Origin of the sequence: Kitasatospora sp. MY 5-36 (genome assembly GCF_001182915.1) — a bacterium.
GTDB lineage: Bacteria > Actinomycetota > Actinomycetes > Streptomycetales > Streptomycetaceae > Kitasatospora.
Map to the genome: position 1 here is coordinate 1 of NZ_LFVW01000182.1, position 19632 is coordinate 19632.

The window sequence follows — 19632 nt, forward strand, 5'->3', positions numbered from 1 at the left end:
TGGGGGGTGGGGGGTGGGGGGTGGGATGCCGCCAAGGCCGCAGGCCTGGCGGCATCCCACCCGAATTGATCCTTGGGGAGGCGCCGGGGCCGTGAGGCGGCAGCGGCTTCCCGTTCCCTTCGTCGGCGGGGATGCGGAAGGGCCCGCGCGCTCGGGTGGGTGAGCGGGCGGGCCCTTGCGGGGGTGAGGCGTCAGCCGACGGAGGAGTAGGCGATGATGCCGCGGCGGAGGCCGTCGACGGCCTTGCGGGCGGTCTTGCGGAGTTCGACGTCCTCGCCGGCGGCGTCCTGGATCTGGCCCAGGACGTCGATCAGCTGCTTGGTCCAGCGGACGAAGTCGCCGGCCGGCATGTCGGCGTCGCGCAGGACCTGGTCGAGGTTGTGGCCGAGCGCCCAGCGGTAGGCAACCCAGGCGAAGCCCAGGTCGGGCTCGCGCTGGCCGACGCCCTCGGCGGTGTTGATCCGGTGCTGCTCCTCCAGGGCGTCGAGGTGGCCCCAGATCCGGACCATCTTGCCGAGCGCCTCCTTGGCCGCGCCCTCCGGCACCCGGGGGGCGCCGGCGTCGTCGGCCTGGCGGGCCTCGTACACCAGCGCCGAGGCGCAGGCGGCGAGTTCGGCGGCGGCGAGGCCGCTCCAGACGCCTTCGCGGATGCACTCGGAGGCGAGCAGGTCGAGTTCGCCGTAGAGCCGGCCGAGCCGCTTGCCGTCGTCGGTGACGGTGTCCCCGCTGAGGTAGCCGAGGTCGGTGAGCAGCCCGCAGACCCGGTCGAAGGTGCGGGCGATGGTGTGGGTGCGCGAGCGCATCCGGCGTTCCAGCAGTTCGGTGTCGCGGTGCAGCCGGTGGTAGCGCTCGGCCCAGCGGGCGTGGTCCTCGCGGTCGGAGCAGCCGTGGCAGGGGTGCTGGCGCAGTTCGGTGCGCAGCCGGGTGATCTCCGGGTCGTCGGCGGCGGCCGCGCGGCCGCGCCGGAACCGCTCGGGCTCCAGGTGGCCGGCCTTGGTGCGCAGCGCCGAGGCGAGGTCGCGCCGGGACTGCGGGCTGCGCGGGTTGAAGGACTTGGGGATGCGCAGCCGGTCGACGGCGACGACCGGGTGCGGGAAGTCGATCATGGCGAGCCGCTTGACCTGCCGCTCGGCGGTGAGCACCACCGGGCGCGGGCCGTCCTGGTAGTCGGGGTGGCGCGGGCCGCCCCGGCCGGAGCGGTTGACCGGCGGCAGGCCCGGGTCGAGGACCAGGGCGAGGCCGGCGAACTTGCCGGTGGGCACGTGGATGACGTCGCCCGGCTTGAGCTGCTCGATGGACTCGACGGCGGCCGCGCGGCGCTGGCTGCTGCCCTCGCGGGCCATCTCGTTCTCGCGGTCCTTGAGCTTGCGGCGCAGCTCCATGTACGCGTCGAAGTCGCCGAGGTGGCAGGTCATCGACTCGCGGTAGCCCTCCAGCCCCTCCTCGTTGCGCTGCACCTGGCGGGCGATGCCGACCACCGAGCGGTCCGCCTGGAACTGGGCGAAGGACGTCTCCAGCAGCTCGCGCGAGCGGTGCCGGCCGAACTGGGAGACCAGGTTGACGGCCATGTTGTACGAGGGCCGGAACGAGGACTTCAGCGGGTAGGTGCGGGTGCCGGCCAGGCCGGCCAGCGCCTCCGGGTCGAGGCCGCGCTGCCACAGCACCACGGCGTGGCCCTCGACGTCGATGCCGCGCCGCCCGGCCCGGCCGGTGAGCTGGGTGTACTCGCCGGGGGTGATGTCGGCGTGGGTCTCGCCGTTCCACTTGACCAGCTTCTCCATGACCACCGAGCGGGCGGGCATGTTGATGCCGAGCGCCAGGGTCTCGGTCGCGAAGACGGCCTTGACCAGGCCCTTCACGAAGAGCTCCTCGACCACCTCCTTGAACCGGGGCAGCATCCCGGCGTGGTGGGCGGCGATGCCGCGCTCCAGCCCGTCCAGCCACTCGAAGTAGCCGAGGACGTGCAGGTCCTCGTCGGGGATGTCGGCGCAGCGCTCCTCGACGAACGCCCGGACGAGGGCGCGGTCGGAGTCCTTGTTGAGCCGCAGGCCGGAGCTGAGGCACTGCTGGACGGCGGCCTCGCAGCCGGCCCGGCTGAAGATGAAGGTGATCGCGGGCAGCAGGCCCTCGGCGTCGAGCCGGTCGATGACGTCCACCCGGCCCGGCGTCCAGACCCGGCCGGGACGGCCGTTGGGCATCGAGCGGCCCCGGCCGCGGCCGAAGCGGTCGCGCGGGTTGCGGTCGAGTTCGGAGCGGGCGAGCCGGACCAGTTCGGGGTTGACGGCCTTGCCGGGGTTCTTCAGGCTGTGCTTGGGGCGGCCGTCGCGGTCCGGGTCGGCGAACAGGTCGTACATCCGGTTGCCGGCCATCACGTGCTGCCACAGCGGCACGGGGCGGGTCTCGGAGACGATCACCTTGGTGCCGCCGCGCACGGTGTCCAGCCAGTCGCCGAACTCCTCGGCGTTGGAGACGGTCGCGGAGAGCGAGACGAGGGTGACCGACTCGGGGAGGTGGATGATGACCTCCTCCCAGACGGCGCCGCGGAAGCGGTCGGCGAGGTAGTGCACCTCGTCCATCACGACGTAGCCGAGGCCGTCGAGGGTGCTGGAGCCCGCGTAGAGCATGTTGCGCAGCACCTCGGTGGTCATCACCACCACGGGTGCGTCGCCGTTGACGGTGTTGTCGCCGGTGAGCAGGCCGACCTTGGCGGCGCCGTAGCGCTTGACCAGGTCACCGTACTTCTGGTTGGAGAGCGCCTTGATCGGCGTGGTGTAGAAGCACTTGCGGCCCGCGGCCAGGGCCAGGTGCACGGCGAACTCGCCGACGATCGTCTTCCCGGAGCCGGTGGGGGCGGCGACGAGGACGCCGGAGCCGGCCTCCAGCGTCTCGCAGGCCTCCAGCTGGAAGTCGTCCAGCGGGAAGTCGTACAGCTGCTGGAAGCCGTACAGGGCGGTGGCCTGCTCCTGCGCCCGGCGACGGCTGGCCGCGTACGCCTCGGCGGGGCTGAGCTCCTGGTCGTCCTGGGGCTCTGGATCGGGGGTGTTCATCGCCGTCCGGGTGTGATTGGTGTGATCTCGCATCTCAGCGAGAGGTTACCCGGGTGGACTGACATCGATAGCACCGTTTTTCCGTGCGACGGATTCACTCCCTCGGCACACTCCCGGGATCAGTTCCCTCTCAGATCCATAGTTGCAAATGTCTTCAAGTGATCGGGACGGGGTCAGGCCCGATCGTCTCCGGTCATTCCTGGTGGAGGCCGGTGACGGCTCCCTACCGTCGTCGTCCGAGCCACCACGACACGGGAGGACCGCCGCGCCTAGCCCTTCAGCAGCTCCGCCAGCCCGTCCGCCAGCCGCTCGTACTCCTCCGGCCGGTTGTACAGCTGCGCGCTGACCCGCAGCACCCCGCCGCCGGCCCAGGGGCGGACGGCGATCCGGGTGCCGAACCGGTGCCACACCTCGGCCATCAGCGCCTTCACCTGCGGCTCGGTCTCGCCGTACCCGGCCGGCAGCCGGACGGTGCGCATCCACACCCCGGGCGTCGCGGGCAGCGGCGCCAGGCCGGCCCGCTCGGTCAGCGCATGGCGGCCGTACGCGGCGAGGGCGGTGTTGTGGGCGGCCACCGCCGGGTGGCCGAGGCCGCGCAGCAGCTCGAAGCCGGCCGGGGCGGCCAGCCAGGGCGTGTAGTCGCAGGTGCCGCGCCACTCGACGTTGCCCGGGAAGCCCTTGTCGTGCTCCCAGGACAGTGCCAGCGGGCGCACCCGGCCGGTCCACTCGGGGCGGACGGCGAGCACCCCGGTGGCGCGCGGGGCGAAGGCCCACTTGTGCAGGTTGCCGAACCAGAAGTCGGCGTTCGGGTCGATCGGGGCGGGCAGCATGCCGGGGGCGTGGGCGCCGTCCACCACCGTGGTCACGCCGCGGGCGCGCAGGTCGGCGAGCAGGGCCGGGCCGGCGACCAGGCGGGCGGTGGGCGAGGTCAGCTGGTCCAGGACGGCGACGGTGGTGCGGCCGTCCACGGCGGCGAGCACCGCCTCCCGGACGGCCTGCTCGTCGGGGGCGTCCAGCGGGACGGGGGCCACCACGAGTTCGGCGCCGGTCTCGGCGGCCTTGCGGGCGGCGGCCTGGGTCACCGCGCCGTAGCCGTGGTCGGTGACCAGGATCCGGTCGCCGGGCGCGAACGGGATGCTGTCGAGGGCGATCGCGACCGCCTCGGTGACGTTGGAGACGAGCGCGAGCCGGTCCGGGTCGGTGTCGAGTTCGGCGGCGATCCGGGCGCGGGCGGCGGCGATCCGGGCCGGGAGGTCGGCGAAGAAGCCGTCCGGGTCCTGCTCGTGCTCGGTGCGCAGCCGGTCCTGCGCCCGCTGGACGGGGACGGGCACGGCGCCGAAGGAGCCGTGGTTCAGGTGCGCGGTCCGCGGCGACACGCTGAACAGCCCGTCGGCGGCGGGCAGTGGCGCCGGGGGTTCGACGGTCCGCAGGTCCTCGATCACGGTTTCCTCCGCTCACTGGCGCACACTGGTGTGTGACATTTCACATGACAGACTACTGGTCGGGACACACACCGCGCGACCACCATCGGGCCGTGACCATCACCGACGCCTTCCTTGCCCTCAGCGCCCGTACCGGTCGGTTCACCTTCGGCGCGCCGCGTGCGTACACCTTCGCCGAGGACGGTACCCGGCTGCTGCTCCTCCGCTCCAGCGGTCCGGAGGATCCGGTCGACCGCCTCCACCTGCTCGACACCGCCACCGGCGAGGAGCGGCTGGTCGCCGACCCGGCCGCGCTGCTGCCCGGCCGCACCGGCCGGCGCGACGACCTGCCCGTGGTCGAGCGCCGGCTGCGCGAGCGCAGCCGGCTGGTCGCCGCCGGGATCGGCACGTACGCCGCCACCGCCGACCTCGCCACCGCCGTCTTCACCCTGGACGGCCGGCTGTTCCGCACCGACACCACCGCCGGCACCAGCGACGAACTCCCGGTCGCCGGGCCCGCGTTCGACCCCCGGCCGGACGCCACCGGACAGCGCGTCGCCTACGTCGCCGAGGACGCCCTGTACGTCACCCCCGGCCTCGAACCGCTCTCCCCCGCCGACGGCGCCCGCTGGGGCGTCGCCGAGTTCGCCGCCGCCGAGGAGCTCGGCCGCCACCGGGGCCACTGGTGGCGCCCGGACGGCGGCGCGCTGCTGGCCGCCCGGGTCGACGAATCCGCCGTCCCCCGACGGTACTTCGCCGACCCGGCGCACCCCGGCGAGGCCCCCGAGGACTTCGCCTACCCGCAGGCCGGCGGCCCCAACGCGGACGTCCAGCTCTGGGTGCTCGGCCTCGACGGCACCCGGGTCCGACTGCGCTGGGACACCGAGGAGTTCCCGTACCTCTGCGCCGCCTTTTGGGCCTCCACCGAGGAGGTGCTGCTCACCGTCGCCGACCGCCTGCAGCAGAACGTGCTGCTGCTGAGCGCCGACCCGGCCACCGGTGACACCGCCGAACTCTCCCGCACCACCGACGAGTTCTGGGTGGACGACCTGCCCGGCACCCCCGCCCGGCTGGCCGACGGCCGACTGCTCACCGTCCACGACACCCCGCAGGCCCGCGGCCTCGCGCTCGACGGCAAGCCGCTGGACACCACCGGCCTGCAGATCCGCCGGGTCGTCGGCCGGCTGCACGGCCGACTGCTCTGCGAGACCGGCGAGGGCGACCCGTTCGACCAGTACGTCCACCTGGTCGACCCGGACGGCGGCGCACCCGAGCCGCTCGCCTCCGGCCCCGGCCTGCACTCGGCGCTCGCCGCCGCCGACACCCTGCTGCTCACCTCGGCCACCGCCGACGGCTTCCGGCGCGTCATCAGCCGCGACGGCCACGAGCTGGCGCTCACCGACCTCAGCGAGCCGCTGCCCCACCGGGTGGAGCCGCAGCTCGCCCGGGTCACCGAACGCGCCCTGCCCAGCGCCGTGGTGTACCCGCGCGGCCACGTCCCCGGCACCCGGCTGCCCGTCCTGCTGGACGTCTACGGCGGGCCCGGCTACCAGGCGGTGGCCGCCGAGCCGCGCCGCTGGCAGCTCAAGCAGTGGTGGGCCGACCAGGGCTTCGCGGTGGTCACCGTCGACAACGGCGGCACCCCGTTCGTCTCCCCGGACTTCTCCCGCACCATCTTCCGGCGGATGTCCCAGGTGGCGCTGGACGACCAGGTCGACGCGCTGCTCGCGCTCGCCGAGCGGCACCCGGACCTCGACCTCGGCCGGGTCGGCGTGCGCGGCTGGTCGTACGGCGGCTACTTCGCGGCGCTCGCCGTGCTGCGCCGCCCGGACGTCTTCCACGCCGCCTGCGCGGGCGCCCCGCCCACCGACTTCCGGCTCTACGACACCGCGTACACCGAGCGCTACCTCGGCCTGCCGCAGGAGAACCCGGAGGGCTACGCCGACGACTGCCTGCTCCCCGACGCGCCCGGTCTGAGCAGGCCGCTGCTGCTGATCCACGGGCTGGCCGACGACAACGTCCACCCCTCGCACACCCTGCTGCTCTCCCAGGCGCTCACCCGGGCCGGCCGCCCGCACAACGTGCTGCCGCTGCCCGGCGCCACCCACATGACCCCGGGCGGGCTGCTGGAGCAGCTGGCCCAGGCCGAACTCGCCTTCCTGCGGGCCTCCTTGGGCTGATCCGCAGCAGCGTCGGGGCCGCCGGGTGACGGCCCGGCAGTCGAAGGGCGTCGCACCCCCGGGTGCGGCGCCCTTTCGCTTGCCGCACACCTCTTTCACGTAACCCGTGACATGTGAAATATTACCTGCGCTTCACCTACCGATGACCGAGGCACCCCCATCCCCCGGAAAGGACCGGTCAGTTGCGCAGACTGTCCGCGGCCCTCGCCGCCGCACTCACCACGAGTGCGATAGCGGCCACCCTGCTGGGCACCCCCGCCCAGGCCGCACCCCCGACCCCCATCGCCCTCGCCGCCGCGTCCGCCGACGCCCAACAGGGCGCCGAGGCCCCGCCGGCCCCGCTCGCGCCCCAGGAGCGCGAGCGCCAGGCGCTGCGCGGCAAGGCCCTGGAGCAGCTCAACAAGGGCACCGTCGCCAAGGCCGCCGGCAAGCGGGCCCCGGCGAAGGTGAAGGTCGGCAACGACTACGTCCAGCTCGCGCACCAGCGCACGGACAAGGTCTTCGTGATCCTCGCCCAGTTCGGCGACCAGGTCGACAACACCACCCAGTGGAACGGCCAGCCCCGCTACGGCGGCACCCCCGGCCCGGCCCACAACCAGATCCCCAAGCCGGGCAAGGACGACAACCACACCCTGTGGTCACAGGACTTCGACCGCGGCTACTACCAGAAGATGTTCTTCGACGACACGCCCGGCGCGGTGTCGATGCGCAACTACTACCGCACCCAGTCCTCCGGCCGGTACGACGTCGAGGGCACCGTCAGCGACTGGGTCACCGTCCCGTACAACGAGGCCCGCTACGGCAGCAACAAGGGCCCGCAGGGCTCCGGCGCCTGGACCCAGGGCCAGGAGTTCATCCGGGACGCCGTGAAGGCCTGGTACGACGGCGAGGTCGCCAAGGGCCGCTCCGCCGCCGACATCAAGGCGCAGCTCGCCCAGTACGACGTCTACGACCGCTACGACCACGACAAGAACGGCGAGTTCGCCCAGCCGGACGGCTACCTGGACAACGTCGTCGTGGTGCACGCGGGCGTGGACGAGACCTGGGGCGGCGGCGCCCAGGGCGCCGACGCGCTGTGGGCGCACCGCAGTTGGACCTTCCCGGACGCGACCGGGCAGACCGGCCCGGAGGGCAACAGGATCGGCGGCGCCCCCGTCGGCGACACCGGCCTGTACGTCTACGACTACGTCCAGGCGGGCGAGAACAGCGGCGTCGGCCTGTTCGCCCACGAGTTCGGCCACAACCTCGGCCTGCCCGACCTGTACCCCACCAACGGCGGTGACAACAGCGTCAACTTCTGGTCGCTGATGTCCTCCGGCTCCTACCTGGGCAAGGGTCCGAACACCACCGGCGGCTACCCCGGCGACCTCGACGCCTGGAGCAAGCTGCAGTTCGGCTGGCTCGACTACGACGAGGCGCAGGCCGCCACCCGCTCCACCCACGCGCTCGGGGTGAGCAGCTACAACACCGACCAGGCCCAGGCCGTCCTGGTCCACCTGCCGGACGGCACCACCCGCACCGACCTCGCCGACCCGTACGAGGGCGGCCGGCAGTGGTGGAGCGACACCGGCGACAACCTCGACAACTCCCTGGCCCGGGACGTCGACCTGCGCGCCGCCGCCGGCCCGGCCGCCCTGGACGCGGCGGTCTGGTACGACACCGAGCAGGACTACGACTTCCTGACCGTCGAGGCCTCCACCGACCAGGGCAAGCACTGGACCTCCCTCGGCGGCACCGTGGACGGCGCCCCGATCGGCAACACCAGCGCCAACACCCCCGGCCTGAGCGGCAGTTCCGGCAGCTACAAGCAGCTGCACATCCCGCTGGACGGCTACCTCGGCCAGCAGGTCCGGCTGCGCTTCCACGTCACCTCGGACGGCAACACCCACGGCCGGGGCGTGCTGGTGGACGCCGTCAAGGCCACCGCCGGCGCCGCCGTGCTGTTCGCCGACGGCGCCGAGAACGGCGCGAACGGCTGGACGGCCGGCGGCTTCACGGTCATCGACGGCCGCACCGCCGTCAAGCAGCACCCGCGCGCGTACCTCGCCGAGAACCGCCGCTACACCGGCTACGGCGAGTTCCTGAAGACCGGCCCGTACAACTTCGGCTACAGCGGCGTCGCGGGCAAGGCCAACGTGGTGGACAACTACCCGTACCAGGAGGGCGTCCTGATCTGGCTGTGGGACACCTCGTACGGTGACAACAACACCAAGGACCACCCCGGCGGCGGGCTGATCCTGCCGATCGACGCCCGTCCGGCGCCGATCCGCTTCGCCGACGGGACGCTGGTCAACGGGCGGGCGCAGACCTACGACGCGACCTTCTCGCTCAAGCCGACCACGGCGTTCACCCTGCACAAGGGCGGCGTCGCGGTGCGCGTCCCGTCGAAGCCGGCCGTCCCGGTCTTCAACGACCGCACCGGGGTGTACGGCGACCCGGCCACGCCGCAGCTGACGGTGAAGGTGCCGGACACCAACACCAAGATCGAGGTCGTCCGGGAGTCCCAGGGCGGCAGGATCACCACCGTCCGGGTGGGCCCGGCCTCCTGACCGGTACGTGAAGGGCCCCGGATCCCCCCGACGAAAAGGGATCCGGGGCCTGCTCGTGCGCCCGGGGCCTGCTCGTGCGCCCGGGCCAGCTCACGCGCCCGAGGCTGGCCGGGTACCCGGGGTCAGCGCCCCAGGCTGCGCGCGGTGCGCGCGGCGGTGACCACCCCCAGGACGGTGATCGCGGCGATCCCGAAGGTCATGTACCGGGCCGAGTCGACCGGGCTGTCCCCGCCCAGGTTGACCAGGGTGCCGGCCAGCGCCGAGGTCACCGAGAAGGCGATCAGCTGGGTGGTGTTGATCGCCGCGGCCGCCTTGCCGCCCTCGGCCGGATCGCTGCTGCTGCGCATCGCGGCCACGCTCAGGTGCGGGAAGGCCAGGCCTATCCCGGTGCCGGCGGCGAACAGCGCCACCGCCCAGAGCAGCACCCGGAGCCCGGAAGCGTGCCCGGTCTGCGACAGCCCGTACACCAGCAGGCCGCCGACCAGCACCAACGGGGCGACCCGGATCGCCAGGGCCCGGCCGCGGGCCGACTCGATGCCGACGCTGAACAGCTGGGCGGCGGTCCAGCCGGCCGAGGTGGCGGCGCCGAGGAAGCCGGCCACCAGCGGGCCGAGGCCGCCCAGCTGCTGGCCGAACAGCGGGATGAAGTTCTCCGTCACCACGCCCGCGCAGAGCACCGCGACGGTCAGGTAGAGCCACTTCAGGGGGTTGCCGGGCCGGTAGGTCTGCCGCGGCAGCACCGTCGCCGCCGAGCTCCGCTCGACCACCGCGAAGCCCACCAGCAGCGCCAGTCCGGCGAGCAGGCAGAGCGCCGTCGGCCAGCCGGACGGCACGGTCGAGCTGACGCTGAAGACGGCAGCCGCCAGGGTGAGCAACAGCAGCGAGGGCAGCGGCACCGGGCCGCCGCCCCGACCCGCGCCGGAGCGCCCGGGCAGCACCCGGCGGGCCAGCAGCGCCAGCACCAGCGCGGCGGCCAGCAGCAGGACGTACGCCCCGCGCCAGGCGCCGAGCTGGGCGAAGAGCCCGCCCAGCGACGGCCCGACCAGGGTGCCGACGCCCCACATCGCGGAGACCAGTCCGGCCGCGCGGGTCCACAGCCGCTCGGGCAGGGCGCTGCGGATCACCGCGTAGCCGAGCCCGGCCACCAGCCCGCCGCCGAGGCCCTGCACCACCCGGCCGAGGATCAGCGCCGCCATCGACGGGCTGAGCGCGTTGACCACGGCGCCGGCGCCGAAGACCAGGAAGCCCAGGACGTAGGCCCGGGCGGCGCCGAGGCGCTCCAGCAGCCGGCTGACCAGCATCGAGGCGATCACGGCGGCCATCAGGAAGCCGGTGGCCACCCACGCGTAGTACCGCTCGCCGCCGATGTCGGCGACGATCGAGGGCATCAGCGCGGCGGTGAAGTAGAGGTTCATCGCGTACAGCGCGACGCCGCCGGCCAGGATCGAGGCGGGGGCGGCGTACCGGCGGGAGAAGAGTTCGCGCCACCCGGCGGCGGCCCCGGAGGACTGCGACTCCGGTGCGTAACTGCCCTGCTCAGCAGGGGAGGTGTCGGTCACTACGGCAGATGATTCGGTCACGTCCGGTACGCTAGGACTTCAAGGGAACTTGAAGTCAAGGAAGCCGAAGGAACCGAGGAGTCGCCATGACCACCGCGCCGGTCGACCTGCTGAGCGTCGGAGAGGTGGCCCGGCGGGCCGGGATCGCCACCTCGGCGGTGCGCTTCTACGAGGACCAGGGGCTGATCTCCTCCGAGCGCACGGCCGGCAACCAGCGGCGCTACCGGCGGCACGTGCTGCGCCGGATCTCGCTCATCCTGGTCGCCAAGCGGCTCGGCATCCCGCTCTCCGAGGTCGCCGAGGTCTTCACCGGCCTGCCCGAGGACCGGATGCCCGGCAAGCACGACTGGGAGCGCATCTCCCGGCGCTGGGCCGAGCAGCTGCGCGCCCGCCGGGCCGAGCTGGAGCGGCTGGAGGACGAGCTGACCGGCTGCATCGGCTGCGGCTGCGTGTCGCTGCGCCGCTGCCGGGTGCTCAACCCGGGGGACGAGCTGGCCGCCGAGGGGCCGGGCCCCCGCCGGCTGCTGCCGGAGGAGGGCCTGCTGCCCGTCGAGGAGTGAAACGCCGTCGACGGGTGAGACGCCGTCGAGGAGTGAGGCGCCGTCGGCGCGTGGGACGCCGTCGACGCGTGGGCGGGGAAGGGGTTGGAACCCGGCCGGACGCGGCCCTCGCAGGGTTCCCCGCCGCGTCCGACCGGGGGCTTGTGCGGCTCAGACCTCCGGGAAGTGGCAGGCCGCCTGCCGCTCGCCGGGCCCGGCGATCCGCAGCAGCGGCCGCTCGGTCCGGCACAGGTCCTGGGCCTTCGGGCAGCGCGGGTGGAAGGTGCAGCCGGGCGGCGGGTCGGCCGGGCTCGGCGGGTCGCCGAGCAGCACGATCCGCTCCCGGGTGCGCTCCGCCTCCGGGTCGGGCAGCGGGACGGCGGACAGCAGCGCCCTGGTGTACGGGTGCGCGGGGCTGCCGTACACCTCGGCCTTGTCGCCGATCTCCACGATCCGGCCCAGGTACATCACCGCGACCCGGTCGCAGACCCGCTTGACCACCGAGAGGTCGTGCGCGATGAACACGTACGCCAGCCCGAGCTCCTGCTGGAGCCGCTCCATCAGGTTGACCACCTGGGCCTGGATGGAGACGTCCAGCGCGGAGACCGGCTCGTCGGCGATCACCAGCCGCGGCGAGGTGGCCAGCGAGCGGGCGATGCCGATGCGCTGGGCCTGGCCGCCGGAGAACTCGTGCGGGTAGCGGTCCAGGTGCTCGGGGATCAGCCCGACCAGCTCCATCAGCTCGGCGGCCCGCTTGCGCGCGGCCGCCGCGCTCTCGCCCTGGACGAGCAGCGGCTCGGAGATGATCCGGGCCACCGTCTGCCGGGGGTTGAGCGAGGAGTACGGGTCCTGGAAGACCATCTGGAGGTCGCGCCGGTGCGGCCGCAGCCGGGCCTGGGAGAGCCCGCCGATCTCGGTGCCGTCGAAGGTGACGGTGCCCGAGGTCGGGTCGAGCAGCCGGACGATCATCCGCCCGGTGGTGGACTTGCCGCAGCCGGACTCGCCGACCAGGCCGAGCGTCTCGCCCGCCCCGACGTCGAAGCTCACCCCGTCCACCGCCCGGACCGGCGCACCGGGGCGCCCGGTGCGGCTCCGCCGGCCGGGGAAGGTCTTCACCAGGTCCCGTACGGACAGCAGCGGTCCGGCCGCGTCCTTCGTCGACGGTGTGGTCATCACAGCACCCCTTCCGGCACCAGCGGCAGGTGGCAGGCGGCCTGGTGGCCGGGGGCGAGCCGGTCGAGCACGGGGCGCTCGGCCAGGCAGCGGGAGTGCTCCTCGGCGGACGCCGCGGTGGTGCGGGCGCAGCGCGGGGCGAAGGAGCAGCCGGGGGCGGGGGCGATCAGCGACGGCGGGCTGCCGGGGATGGCCCGCAGCGGGGCGTCGTCGGTGTCGTCCAGGCGCGGCAGCGAGTCCAGCAGACCGCGCGTGTACGGGTGCGCGGGCTGCGCGAACAGCCGGTCCACCGGGGCCTGTTCGGCGGCCCGGCCGCCGTACATGACCAGCACCTCGTGGGCGACCCGGGCGACCACGCCGAGGTCGTGGGTGATCATCACGACGCCGAGGCCGCGCTCCTGCTGGATCCGGGCGATCAGGTCGAGGATCTGCGCCTGGACGGTGACGTCGAGCGCCGTGGTGGGCTCGTCCGCGATCAGCAGCTCGGGCTCGCAGGCGAGCGCCATGGCGATCATGACGCGCTGGCGCATGCCGCCGGAGAACTGGTGCGGGTACTCGTCGACCCGGCGGGCCGGCTCCGGGATGCCGACCTCGGCCAGCATCTCCACCGCCTTGGCCCGCCCGGCCTTGCGGTTGGCCTTGAAGTGCACCCGGTAGTGCTCGGCGATCTGCTCCCCGACGGTGTAGAAGGGGTGCAGGCTGGACAGCGGGTCCTGGAAGATCATCGCGATCCGGCGGCCCCGGACGGTGCCCAGCTCCCGCTCCCCGAGCCCGTTCAGCTCCTGCCCGTTCAGCCGGATCGAGCCGGTGACGGCGGCGCCACGGTGCAGGCCCATGACGGCGAGCGAGGTGACGGACTTCCCGCTGCCCGACTCGCCGACCAGCCCGAGGGTGCGACCGGCCTCGACGGCGAAGGAGATCCCGTCCACCGCGCGGACGGTGCCGCGCGGGGTGTCGAAGGCGACCTTGAGGTCCTCGACCTCCAACAGCCTGGTCATCAGTACCTCACTCTCGGGTCGACGAACGCGTAGAGCAGGTCGACCAGCAGGTTCGCCGCGACGATGAAGAAGGCCGCGAGCAGGGTGACGCCGAGGATCACGGGCTGGTCGGAACGGGCCAGCCCGTCGTAGAACAGCCGGCCGACGCCGGGCAGACCGAAGATCGACTCGGTGATGACCGCGCCGGCCAGCAGGCCGCCGAGGTCCATGCCGAAGATGGTCAGGATCGGCGTCATCCCGGAGCGCAGCCCGTGCTTGACGGTGACCGTCCGCGGCGGCAGGCCCTTGGCCCGGGCGGTGCGGATGTACGGCTCGGCCATCGCCTCGATCATCGAGTTGCGGCTCTGCCGGGCGTACATGGCCGCGTACAGCAGGGCCAGCGCGATCCACGGCAGCAGCAGGTTGGAGCCCCATTCGAAGGGGTTCTCGGTGAACTTGTGGTACGAGGGGTAGGGCAGCACGCCGGCCGTCCTGACCAGGCCCCAGATCAGCATGATCGAGGTGAAGTAGACCGGCAGCGAGGCGGTGCCGACGGACAGCACCATCAGGGTCTTGTCGATCGGCCTGCCCTTGCGCAGCGCCGAGGTGACGCCCGCGCCGAGGCCGAGGACCAGCCAGAGCACGGCCGCGCCGAGGGCCAGCGAGATGGAGACCGGCAGCCGGTCGGTGAGCAGGTCCCAGACCGGCAGCCCGTACTCGTAGGAGTAGCCGAGGCAGGGGAAGCCGCAGTGCACCGCGCTGGGGCCGGAGCCGTAGTCGCGGCCGGCGAAGATGCCGCCGAGGTAGGCGAGGAACTGGTCCCAGACCGGCTTGTCCAGGCCCATCGCCGACTTGACGTCGGCGAGCCGCTCGGGGCTGCAGGTCTTGCCGCAGGCGGCCGCTGCCGGGTCGTTGGGCAGCAGGTAGAAGATGGTGAAGGTGATGGCGCAGATGGCGAGCAGGATGCCCGCCACGCCGAGCAGCCGGCGGCCGAGGTAGAGGATCACGACCGGCCTCCCCGGGGGTCGAGGATGTCGCGCAGCGCGTCGCCGAGCAGGGTGAAGGCGAGCACGGCGACGAACAGGAAGGCGGTCGGGATCAGGAAGTAGGTCGGGTCGGTCTCGTAGTGCACGATGCTCTCGGCGATCATCTGGCCCCAGGACGCGGTCGGCGGGCGGACGCCCACGCCGAGGTAGCTGAGCGCGGCCTCGGTGGCGATCATGCCGGGGACGAGCAGGGTGGTGTAGGCGATGATCGGGCCGGAGACGTTCGGCAGGATCTCGCGGGTGAGGATGCGCCAGGAGCGCGCCCCGCCGACCTTGGCGGCCTCGACGTACTCGCGGTGCTTGAGCGAGAGGGTCTGGCCGCGCACCACCCGGGCGATGCCGGGCCAGGTGAACAGCCCGATCACCAGGGTGATCAGCAGGATCCGGTTGACGTCCTTGGCCACCGACATCATCGCGATCATGAAGATCAGCGAGGGGAAGGACATCGTGAGGTCCATCAGCCGGGACAGCAGGGTGTCGACGCGCCCGCCGAAGTAGCCCGCCGCGATGCCGGCCAGGGTGCCGGCGATCACGACCACGGCGGTCGCGGTGAACGCGATCAGCAGGGACACCTGACCGCCGTGCAGCACCCGGGCGAACAGGTCGCGGCCGCTGCCCGGCTCGACGCCCAGCCAGTGCCGGGCGCTGATGCCGCCGAAGTCGCCCCGGGGCACGCCGCCCAGGTACGGGTCGACGGCGCGCTTGTCGAACTCCTCCGGGGTCCAGCCGCCGAGGGCGCTGAGCGGTCCGGCCAGCGCGGTGACCAGGATCAGCACGCCGACGGTGATCAGCCCGAACCGGGCCGGGCCCTTGGCCCACAGCTGGTCCCAGACCAGCCGCCAGGGCCCGCGCCCGGCGCTCTTCTTGGCGCCCCCCGCCGTGGCGTCTGCCACGGCGGCGGGCTCAGTGGTGGTACTCATCGCTGCCGGCCCCTCACTTGCCCTTGGCGGGGTCCTTGAGGCCGATGGCACCCAGGTCGAGCATCCCGGCGTAACCCTGGTTGCCGAAGGCGCCGGCCACGTTGGTGCCGACCAGCAGGGGGCGGCGCTGCCAGATCAGCGGGACGGCCGGGGCCTTCTTCGCCAGGTCCTGGTCCAGCTGCTGCCAGGCCTTGTTGGCCTCGTTGACGTCCGTCATGGCCGCGATCTGGTCCATCCGGTCCATCGTGGCCTGGTCCTTGAACTGGCTCAGGTTGCCCTGGTTGCCCTTCTCCTTGATGGTGCGGCCGTCGAACTGGAACGGCAGGAAGGTCGCACCGGAGGGGTAGTCGGGGCACCAGCCGCTGATGGTCAGGTCGGGGGCGTTCTTGATGTCGCCGACGGTGTCCTGGAAGGCGGACGGGTCGGTGGTGTTGATGGTGACCTGGACGCCGGCCTTGGACAGCGACTGCTGGATCGCCTCGGCACGGCTCTTGTCGCCGAGCGAGACGGTGAGCGAGACCTTGAGGTCGCTCTTGCCCGCCTCCTGGAGCAGCTTCTTGGCCTTCTCCGGGTCGCCGGCCGCCGGGACCTTCAGCGGGTCGGACTTGACGCCGCCGGTCAGCGAGGGCGGCAGGTAGGAGGTCGCCACGTCGGCCATCGCCGGGCCGCCGAAGGCCGTCACCTGCCCCTCGCGGTCGACCGCCCACATCATCGCCTCGCGCACCTTCGGGTCGTCGAAGGGGGCCTTGGAGGTGTTCATGTACAGCATGTCGGTACAGCCGGTGACCTCGGCGGCCATGCGGGACTTGACGTCCGGCTTGGGCAGCACCTTGGCGACGGTCTCGTGCGCCATCCACGGCATGTTGATCGCGTTGGCGTCGGCGCCGTCGCTGGCGATGATCCGGTCGTCGGCCTGGCCGCCCTTGATGCCCTCGGTGACCACGACCTTGTCCGGGTAGGCCTTGCGGACGGTGTCGGTGGCCGGGTCCCAGTTGGTGTTGCGGACCAGCACCAGCTGCTTGCCGCGGTCGTAGGTCTCGATCTTGTACGGGCCGGAGGAGAACGGCCGGGCGTCGTACTGGGTGCCCTTCTCCTGGGACTGCGGCACCGGGGAGAAGGTCGGCAGCGAGACGGTGGAGGAGAACTCGGCGACCGGGCGCTTCAGGTGGAAGACGATCGTCTTGTCGTCCGGGGTCTCGATGCTCGCCAGGTGCTCGCCGTTCAGCGGGCCCTTGTAGTTCTCGCCGCCGGCCAGGTACTGGATCGCGTAGTCGGGGCCGCCGGTGAGGTCCGGGGAGAAGGACCGCTCGACGTTGTACTTGATGTCGGCGGCCTTGATCGGCGAGCCGTCCTCGTACTTGAGGCCGTCCTTGAGGGTGAAGGTCCACACCTTGCCGCCGTCGGAGGACTTGCCGAGGTCGGTGGCGAGGTCCGGGACGATCTCGCTGCCCGCCGCGCCCGGCTCGGCCTTGAAGGTGGTCAGGGTGCGGTAGATCAGCCGGGTGCCGAAGTCCATGTGCGGCACCACCCAGCTGCGGGCCGGGTCGAGGTGGGCGAAGTCCTGGTTGGTCAGGACGGTGAGGGTGCCGCCCTTGGCAGGGGTGCCGCCGATGACCGAGCCGGACGCGGCGCCCGGGCCCTTGCCGTCGGAGGGGGCGGCGTCGCTGCCGCCGTCACTCTTGTCGTTGGAGCAGGCCCCGAGGCCGAGGGTGAGGGTCGCCGCGAGGGCCGCCGCGAGGGCGGCGTGGGTGCGCCTGGTCATGTTGCAACTCCGCTGTGGGGGGCCCGATCCGCCGGATCTGGCCGCTGCGCTGTGTGACCCGTAACATAGTAATGTGAAATTGCACTGCACAAGAGGTGACGGCTCCCGTTACCGAGCTGTGTCCGTGCCAGCATCTCCCCCGCCCCGCCAAGGAGTTCACCGGTGACCCTTCCCCCGACCGGCCTCAACACCGGGAGCCACGACCTCCCGGTCTCCCCCGCCCTCGCCTCCTTCATGGCCACCAGCTGGGCCGCCACCCCGCTCCCCGCCGACCGGCGCGTCCCCGGCCACGACCGCTTCCCCGGCCGCCGCGCCCGGCTCTCCGCCGCCTTCCCCGGCGAACGGCTGATCGTCCCGGCCGGCCGGCTCAAGGTCCGCTGCAACGACCTCGACTACCGCTTCCGCCCGCACAGCGCGTACGTCTGGCTCACCGGCCTCACCGGCGAGGACCAGGCCGACCACGTCCTCGTCCTCGAACCGGCCGGCCCCGAAGGCCACGAGCCCGTCCTCTACCTGCGCCCGCGCTCACCGCGCGACGGCGGCGAGTTCTACCGCGACCGCCGCTACGGCGAGTTCTGGGTCGGCTCCCGGCCCGACCTCGCCGAAGCCGCCCGACTCACCGGCGTACGCACCGAACACCTCGACGACCTCGGCAAACTGCTCACCGGCCCCCAGCCCCCCACCCGGGTCCGGGCCGGCACCGACCCGCTCGTCGACGAGGCCACCGGACGGCCCGCCGACGGCCGGCGGGACGGCGAACTCGCCGCCGTCCTCTCCGAGTTGCGCCTGGTCAAGGACGAATGGGAGGTCGGACAGCTGCAACTGGCCGTCGACCACACCACCACCGGCTTCGAGGACGTCGTCCGCGCCCTGCCCACCGCACTGCGCCACCACCGCGGCGAACGCTGGATCGAGGGCGTCTTCGACCTGCGCGCCCGCGCCGAGGGCAACGGCACCTCCTACACCACCATCGCCGCCTCCGGCGCCCACGCCTGCGTCCTGCACTGGATCCGCAACGACGGCGCCCTCGACCCGAACTCGCTCCTCCTGCTGGACGCCGGCGTCGAGACCGACACCCTCTACGCCGCCGACATCACCCGCACCCTGCCGCTCAGCGGCACCTTCACCCCGATCCAGCGCCAGGCCTACGACCTCGTCCTCGCCGCCCAGAGCGCCGGCATCGCCACCCTCCGCCCGGGCGCGCGGTTCCGCGACTTCCACCGCGCCGCCATGCGGGTCATCGCCGAAGGCCTCGCCGACTGGGGCGTCCTGCCCGTCTCCGCCGAAGAGGCCCTCGCCGAGGACAACGGCCTCTACCGCCGCTACACCCTCTGCGGCAGCGGCCACATGCTCGGCCTCGACTACCACGACTGCGCCAAGTCCCGGGCCGACCGCTACCTCGACGCCACCCTGGAGGAGGGCATGGTCCTCACCGTCGAACCCGGCCTCTACCTCCAGCCCGACGACGAAACCCTCCCCGCCGAACTCCGCGGCCTCGGCATCCGCATCGAGGACGACCTCGTCATCACCCCCGACGGCGCCCACCTGATGTCCGGCGCCCTCCCGAGGACCGCCACCGACGTCGAGTCCTGGATGGCGACCCTGCTCTCCTGAGGAGGCCGCCAGGAGCGGACGGTCAAGCCACCTTGATCGTCCGCTCCCCCCGCCGGATCATCACCTCGACCTCGCCGCCGATCGCCGCCGAATACGCCCGCAGGTTGTCCAGGCTGTCCACCTGCCCATGCTCGATCTGCGACACCCGCGCCTGGCTCACGCCCATCAGCTCCGCCACCTCCTTCTGGGTGAGGTCGGCCGACTTCCGCATCTCGGCCAGCTCGTAGCCGCGAATCCGGGCCAGGTTCTCCTTCCGGATCCGTGCCCGATCGGCCTCCGCCTCCGGCGAAGCCAACCAGGGGTTGATCCGCTGCGCCTCGGCCCACACCTCGGTCCAGCTACGACCCTTCATGCGCGCCCTCCGGCGCTCTGCCTGTGCATGGGCGCCACGTTAAGCACTCAACTCATGAGCTCTACAGGGACTTCCCGCTCAATCCACCCCTGCGAGGGACAACACGCCGGGTCCTGCGCGCCCCCGACCGGCTACCCGCGCGCTGCCTGCCACAGGTCGGCGACGATCCGCTCCGCCGGGCCGGTGCGGGCCAGGTGGTGGGCGGTGCCGGCCCAGAGGTGCATGGCGTCGGTGTCGCCGCGGCGGGCGGCGGCGGCGCGGAGGGGGGCGGTGAGGTGGTGGACCTCGGGGTAGGCGGGCGGGGCGTACGGGCCGTGGCGGTCGATGAAGCCGTTGCGCAGGCCGCGGGCCGGGCGGCCGGTGAAGGCGCGGGTGACGGCCGTCTCCGGGAGTTCGACGAGCGCCGCCCGGTGGGCGGCCGAGGCGCCTGACTCGTCCGACCGCAGCAGCGCCGTGCCCAGCTGCACCGCCACCGCCCCCGCCCGCAGTGCCG

At 72.9% G+C, this 19632-nt stretch carries 14 protein-coding genes; 4 read left to right on the forward strand and 10 right to left on the reverse strand.

All coding sequences use genetic code 11. From position 1 onward, the window contains the following. Window positions 1-191: 191 nt before the first annotated feature. Both AE652_RS13555 and AE652_RS13560 read right to left on the reverse strand, forming a co-directional pair. Window positions 192-3047 carry an RNA helicase gene (locus AE652_RS13555; protein WP_049651584.1) on the reverse strand — a complete coding sequence of 952 codons (2856 nt, stop codon included), beginning with the start codon at window positions 3045-3047 and terminating at the stop codon, window positions 192-194. A 269-nt stretch (window positions 3048-3316) separates the two neighbouring features. Next, complete coding sequence (locus AE652_RS13560; protein WP_234348369.1) at window positions 3317-4489, reverse strand: aminotransferase class V-fold PLP-dependent enzyme; 1173 nt, start codon at window positions 4487-4489, stop codon at window positions 3317-3319. A gap of 92 nt (window positions 4490-4581) precedes the next feature. Between AE652_RS13560 and AE652_RS13565 the strand changes: the two genes are divergently transcribed. Beyond that, window positions 4582-6648: a prolyl oligopeptidase family serine peptidase gene (locus AE652_RS13565; protein WP_199823090.1), complete on the forward strand. Its 2067-nt coding sequence runs from the start codon at window positions 4582-4584 to the stop codon at window positions 6646-6648. A 182-nt stretch (window positions 6649-6830) separates the two neighbouring features. Then, complete coding sequence (locus AE652_RS13570) at window positions 6831-9197, forward strand: immune inhibitor A domain-containing protein (protein WP_049651585.1); 2367 nt, start codon at window positions 6831-6833, stop codon at window positions 9195-9197. A 122-nt stretch (window positions 9198-9319) separates the two neighbouring features. Here AE652_RS13570 and AE652_RS13575 read toward each other — a convergent pair whose 3' ends face one another. Continuing rightward, window positions 9320-10756 (reverse strand): MFS transporter, encoded by a 1437-nt coding sequence (locus tag AE652_RS13575; protein ID WP_049651586.1) that lies wholly within the window; start codon window positions 10754-10756, stop codon window positions 9320-9322. Between the two features lie 86 nt (window positions 10757-10842). Between AE652_RS13575 and soxR the strand changes: the two genes are divergently transcribed. Then, window positions 10843-11316 (forward strand): redox-sensitive transcriptional activator SoxR, encoded by a 474-nt coding sequence (gene soxR, locus AE652_RS13580; protein ID WP_049651587.1) that lies wholly within the window; start codon window positions 10843-10845, stop codon window positions 11314-11316. A gap of 150 nt (window positions 11317-11466) precedes the next feature. Here soxR and AE652_RS13585 read toward each other — a convergent pair whose 3' ends face one another. From AE652_RS13585 to AE652_RS13605, 5 genes are read right to left on the reverse strand one after another with little or no spacing between them, the layout of a single operon-like run. Next, window positions 11467-12468 (reverse strand): ABC transporter ATP-binding protein, encoded by a 1002-nt coding sequence (locus tag AE652_RS13585; protein ID WP_049651588.1) that lies wholly within the window; start codon window positions 12466-12468, stop codon window positions 11467-11469. Further along, window positions 12468-13466 (reverse strand): ABC transporter ATP-binding protein, encoded by a 999-nt coding sequence (locus AE652_RS13590; RefSeq protein ID WP_049651589.1) that lies wholly within the window; start codon window positions 13464-13466, stop codon window positions 12468-12470. The genes AE652_RS13585 and AE652_RS13590 overlap by 1 nt, the downstream gene beginning before the upstream one ends. Beyond that, complete coding sequence (locus AE652_RS13595) at window positions 13466-14452, reverse strand: ABC transporter permease (RefSeq protein WP_049651590.1); 987 nt, start codon at window positions 14450-14452, stop codon at window positions 13466-13468. Before AE652_RS13595 ends, AE652_RS13590 begins: the two co-directional genes overlap by 1 nt. Then, the gene (locus AE652_RS13600; protein WP_049651591.1) at window positions 14449-15411 is read right to left on the reverse strand and encodes an ABC transporter permease; all 963 of its coding nucleotides are present in this window, start codon (window positions 15409-15411) and stop codon (window positions 14449-14451) included. Before AE652_RS13600 ends, AE652_RS13595 begins: the two co-directional genes overlap by 4 nt. A gap of 13 nt (window positions 15412-15424) precedes the next feature. Then, window positions 15425-17173 carry an ABC transporter substrate-binding protein gene (locus tag AE652_RS13605; RefSeq protein ID WP_049651592.1) on the reverse strand — a complete coding sequence of 583 codons (1749 nt, stop codon included), beginning with the start codon at window positions 17171-17173 and terminating at the stop codon, window positions 15425-15427. A gap of 162 nt (window positions 17174-17335) precedes the next feature. Between AE652_RS13605 and AE652_RS13610 the strand changes: the two genes are divergently transcribed. After that, complete coding sequence (locus AE652_RS13610) at window positions 17336-18787, forward strand: aminopeptidase P family protein (RefSeq protein ID WP_049651593.1); 1452 nt, start codon at window positions 17336-17338, stop codon at window positions 18785-18787. Between the two features lie 22 nt (window positions 18788-18809). On the opposite strand, the gene AE652_RS13615 is transcribed toward AE652_RS13610, so the two are convergent. After that, the gene (locus AE652_RS13615) at window positions 18810-19139 is read right to left on the reverse strand and encodes an XRE family transcriptional regulator (protein WP_049651594.1); all 330 of its coding nucleotides are present in this window, start codon (window positions 19137-19139) and stop codon (window positions 18810-18812) included. A 131-nt stretch (window positions 19140-19270) separates the two neighbouring features. Continuing rightward, the coding region (locus tag AE652_RS13620; protein WP_049651597.1) for a nitronate monooxygenase at window positions 19271-19632 on the reverse strand (362 nt) is incomplete at its 5' end.